Origin of the sequence: Actinomadura sp. 7K534 (genome assembly GCF_004348575.1) — a bacterium.
Classification (GTDB): Bacteria; Actinomycetota; Actinomycetes; order Streptosporangiales; family Streptosporangiaceae; genus Spirillospora; species Spirillospora livida.
Window position 1 is genome coordinate 1 of the sequence record NZ_SMKB01000386.1, and the last position, 4,190, is coordinate 4,190.

Genomic DNA, 4,190 nt, shown 5'->3' on the forward strand with positions numbered 1-4,190 from the left:
CGAGAACACGCCGCCCCCGCGGACGCGGCTCCCGACGCAGGAGCCGCCGACCACCAACCCCCCGACGCAGGAGCCGCCGACCACCAGCACGCCCACCGACCCGCCGACCGGCGGGGACGACGACGATGACGGCGGCACCGGTGGCGGCGGCACGGGCGGCGGCGGCACCGGAGGCGGCGGTGGCGGCGGGCCCGGCACCGGCGGAGGCGGCTGAGCCAGGGCGGTCATCGCCGCGGTGCCGTGCGCTGAGTAGGCTCGTTACCTATGAAGGAGCCGCGGATCCTGTTCGTCCATGCCCATCCGGACGACGAGTCCATCGGGACCGGGGCGACCATGGCCAAGTACACCGCCGAGGGCGCCCACGTCTGTCTCGTCACCTGCACCCTGGGTGAGGAGGGCGAGGTCATCCCCGAGGACCTGCGCCACCTGGCGTCCGACAAGGAGGACCGCCTGGGCGAGTACCGGATCGGGGAGCTGGCGGAGGCGTGCGCGGCGCTCGGCGTCCGCGACCACCGCTTCCTCGGCGGCGCCGGCCGCTGGCGCGACTCGGGCATGATGGGCGCGGCCACCAACGACCATCCGGGCTGCTTCTGGCGGGCCGACGTCGGCACGGCGGCGCTGGACCTCGTGCCCGTGATCCGGGAGGTCCGCCCGCACGTGGTCGTCACCTACGACGAGCGCGGCAACTACGGGCACCCCGACCACATCCAGGCGCACCGCGTCACGTGGCGGGCGTACGAGCTGGCGGCCGATCCCGCGCACGAGGACGGCGCCGAGCCGTGGCGGGTCCCCAAGGTCTACGCCTACGCCACCCCGCGCACCGTGCTGGCCCGCGCGATCGCGGTGATGCGGGAGGCGAAGCTGCCGTTCGCCCGCGTCGCCGGGCTGGACGAGCTGGGCTCCGGCGTCCCGGACGGCCAGGTCACCTCGGCGGTGGACGCCCGCGCCCACCTGCCCGCAAAGATCGCCGCGCTGCGCGCCCACCGCACGCAGATCGTCGTGGCGCCCGACGAGGTCGGCCCGTTCTTCGCGCTGTCGAACAACCTGGGGCAGCAGGCGTTCGGCACCGAGTACTTCATCCTCCAGGCGGGCGAGCCGGGGCCGCTCGGCCCCGGCCGCCGCGAGCGGGACCTGTTCGCCGGCCTCACCGACCCGCCCGGCTGAGCCGCCGCGTCGCCCGCGGGGGAACGGTCCCGGGGCGTCCCGGGGCCGGCCACCCCCGGTACCCTGGCGGGCGTGGACAAGGACGACGAGACCCGGGTGAGCCTGGCGAAGGACGGCCAGCCCGGCGCTCTCTCCGGGGCGCACGGCGCGCCCTTCCCCGAGCACGGCCCGGCGGGCGGCGCCACGGCCCTGCCCGTGCCGGAGCGCCCCGACGGCGAGACGCCGCTCGACGCGGTCGTGGCCGGTGCCGCGTACGCCGTCCTCGCGCTGCTCGGCGCCTTGTTCGGGGTGTTCGGCTCGTTCGCCCAGAACTGGACCTTCGGCCCCGTCCCGGTCGCGGCGATCGCGCTGGTGGTGCTCGTCTTCTGCATCGTCCGGCTGGCCGGCCTCGGGATGGGCGGGCGGCTCGGCGCGGCCGTCCCCGCCGCCATGTGGGGCGTGATGGCGTTCGTGATGTCGCTGCGCCGCGCCGAGGGCGACCTCGCCGTCCCCGGGACGACCGCCGGGTACGTCTACATCATCGGCGGCATGGTGGCCGCCGTGGCCGGAGTGATGCTGGTGCCCGCGGCGCGCCCGCAGGGCGAGTGGCTGCTGGGCAGGGCGGCGCGCCCCCGCGGGTAGCGGCGGCTCAGCGGACGGCGTCCACCGAGTTCGCGGCGCCGTTGCGCACCATGTAGTCGCCGAGGCGGTCCTCCCGGACGGCGGCGAACAGCTCCCGCATCCCGGCGTCGTCGAGCAGCACGACGCTCTGGTCGCCCCGCGCGGCCGGCCCCTTCACCGGGGTGGTGACGTACTCCAGCGTCGACGTCTCCAGCAGGCGCCGCGCCAGCCCGCGCAGCGTCCCGGACGTCACGGTCCCGTCCACGGTCACCGAGCGGGACGCCGCCCGGATGAACCGGTCGATCTTGATGGGGTTGCGGGTGTCCAGCGCCTTGTCCGCGAGGGCCTGCAGGAACGCCTGCTGCCGCTTGATCCGGTCGAGGTCGCCGGCGGGCAGGTTCCAGCGCTGCCGGACGAAGTCCAGCGCCTCCAGCCCGTCCAGGTGGTGGTGCCCCGCCTCCCAGGTGCGGTCGTGCATCGGGTCGTGGGTGCGCTTGGTGATGGTGACGTCCACGCCGCCGAGCGCGTCGGTCATCTCCACGAACCCGCCGAAGTCGAGCGCGGCGTAGTGGTCGACCCGCACCTTCGTGAGCTGCTCGATGGTGCGGATGAGCAGCGACGGCCCGCCGTGCGCGAACGCGGCGTTGATCTTCGTCGTGCCGTGCCCGGGGACCGGGACCCAGCCGTCCCGGGGGATCGCGATCACCGAGACCCGCTCGCCGTCCCCGGACAGGTGCACCACCATGATCGCGTCGGCGCGGGCGCCCATCCACGGCATGTCCGCGCGCCGGTCCGAGCCGATCAGCAGCCAGTTCTCGCCGCGCCCGGTGGCCCTCGGCCGCCCCGCCTCGGCGGGCAGCGCGCCGGAGAGCCGGTTGACCTCGTCGTCGTACGTCCGTTGCAGCAGGTACAGGCCGACCCCGGCGAGCAGCAGGACGCCGAGCGCCAGCCCCCCGCAGCCGATGACCACCCGGCGCCTACCGAATCTCCGCAGCATGCGCCCACCTTCCCCGCGGGGGCCCGCCCGCCGCCCGCGCCATGCGGGCCCCTGGCCAGGTCTTGGCCGAGTCAGGAGTTTGCGATGGCAAAAAACGAGGGCGCCGCCGGGCTCCATTGACCGGCGACGCCCTCAGGGGATGAAGGACTCAGCTCTTGAGGGCGGCTTCCAGCTGGTCGAGGGCCCAGTCGAGGTCGTCGCGCTCGATGGTCAGGGGCGGGGCGAGGCGGAGGGTGGTGTCGTGGGTCTCCTTGGCGAGGACGCCGAGGTCCATGAGCCGCTCGCTGACCGGGCGCGCCTTGCCGTGCAGCTCGACGCCCGCCCACAGGCCGCGGCCGCGGACCTCGCGGACGAGATCGCCCGGCAGCGCGCCGAGGCGCTCGTGCAGGTGGGCGCCGAGCGTCCGGGACCGCTCCTGGTACTCGCCGGTCTTCAGCATCGCGACGACCTCCCGGCCGATCGCGCAGGCCAGCGGGTTGCCGCCGAACGTCGAGCCGTGCTGGCCCGGCTTGAACACGCCCAGGACGTCCGCGTCGGCGACGACCGCGGAGACGGGCATGATGCCGCCGCCGAGGGCCTTGCCGAGGACGTAGACGTCGGGCACGACGCCCTCGTGCTCGCACGCGAACGTGGTGCCGGTGCGGCCGAGGCCGGACTGGATCTCGTCCGCGATCATCAGCGTGCCGTTCGCGGTGCACAGGTCCCGCACCGTGCGCAGGAACCCGCTCGGCGGGACGTTGACGCCGGCCTCGCCCTGGATCGGCTCGATCAGCACGCCGACCGTGGCGCCGTCCATCGCGGCCTTCAGCGCCTCGGCGTCCCCGTACGGGACGGTCCGGAAGCCCGGCGTGTAGGGGCCGTAGGAGTCCTTGGCGTCCGGGTCGGTGGAGAAGCTGACGATCGTGGTGGTGCGGCCGTGGAAGTTGCCCTCGAACGTGATGATGTTCGCCTGGCCGGCCGGCACGCCCTTGACCTCGTAGCCCCACTTGCGGGCGGTCTTCAGGGCGGTCTCGACGGCCTCGGCGCCGCTGTTCATCGGCAGGACCATGTCCTTGCCGCACAGCTCGGCCAGCTCGGCGGCGAACGGGCCGAAGTTGTCGTGGTCGAAGGCGCGGCTGACCAGCGTGACGCGGTCCATCTGCCGCTTGGCGACCGCGGTGAGGCGCGGGTTGCGGTGCCCGAAGTTGACCGCGGAGTAGGCCGCCAGCATGTCCAGGTAGCGGCGTCCCTCGACGTCGGTCAGCCAGACGCCGTCGGCCTCGGCGACGACGATCGGGAGCGGGTGGTAGTTGTGCGCGCTGTGCCTGTCGGACAGTGCCCTCAGCTGGTCGGTCGGCCTCACGACGCTCCTTCAACTCGGCCCGGTCGTCCTTGACCGGGCATAGAGGTGCCACCGGATGGTGTCCGGTGCCGTGGGGGAGGGCCGGGC

General features: G+C 74.3%; 4 protein-coding genes and 1 pseudogene. 3 read left to right on the forward strand and 2 right to left on the reverse strand.

The window, feature by feature from the left end; all coding sequences use genetic code 11:
- The 3 genes and pseudogenes from E1266_RS38575 to E1266_RS36010 all read left to right on the forward strand — a co-directional run.
- Positions 1 to 214, forward strand: a pseudogene (locus E1266_RS38575) (hypothetical protein); the annotation flags it as partial.
- Positions 215 to 264: 50 nt separating this feature from the next.
- Positions 265 to 1,164, forward strand: coding sequence for an N-acetyl-1-D-myo-inositol-2-amino-2-deoxy-alpha-D-glucopyranoside deacetylase (mshB, locus tag E1266_RS36005; protein WP_132054880.1), 900 nt, complete (start codon positions 265 to 267; stop codon positions 1,162 to 1,164).
- Between the two features lie 72 nt (positions 1,165 to 1,236).
- Positions 1,237 to 1,785, forward strand: a complete 549-nt coding sequence (locus tag E1266_RS36010) for a DUF6113 family protein (RefSeq protein ID WP_132054882.1) — start codon at positions 1,237 to 1,239, stop codon at positions 1,783 to 1,785.
- Positions 1,786 to 1,792: 7 nt separating this feature from the next.
- Here the strand turns inward: E1266_RS36010 and E1266_RS36015 are convergent, their stop codons facing one another.
- Both E1266_RS36015 and rocD read right to left on the reverse strand, forming a co-directional pair.
- Positions 1,793 to 2,761: an LCP family protein gene (locus tag E1266_RS36015; protein ID WP_165966358.1), complete on the reverse strand. Its 969-nt coding sequence runs from the start codon at positions 2,759 to 2,761 to the stop codon at positions 1,793 to 1,795.
- A 148-nt stretch (positions 2,762 to 2,909) separates the two neighbouring features.
- Entirely contained in the window at positions 2,910 to 4,103 is a 1,194-nt protein-coding gene (gene rocD, locus E1266_RS36020; protein ID WP_132054886.1) for an ornithine--oxo-acid transaminase, read from the reverse strand.
- Positions 4,104 to 4,190 lie beyond the last annotated feature (87 nt).

What these genes read in the sequence shown, in the direction of transcription:
- mshB (WP_132054880.1), top strand. Translation starts at nt 265, where the DNA reads ATGAAGGAGCCGCGGATCCTGTTCGTCCATGCCCATCCGGACGACGAG.
- E1266_RS36015 (WP_165966358.1), bottom strand. Translation starts at nt 2,761, where the DNA reads ATGCTGCGGAGATTCGGTAGGCGCCGGGTGGTCATCGGCTGCGGGGGG.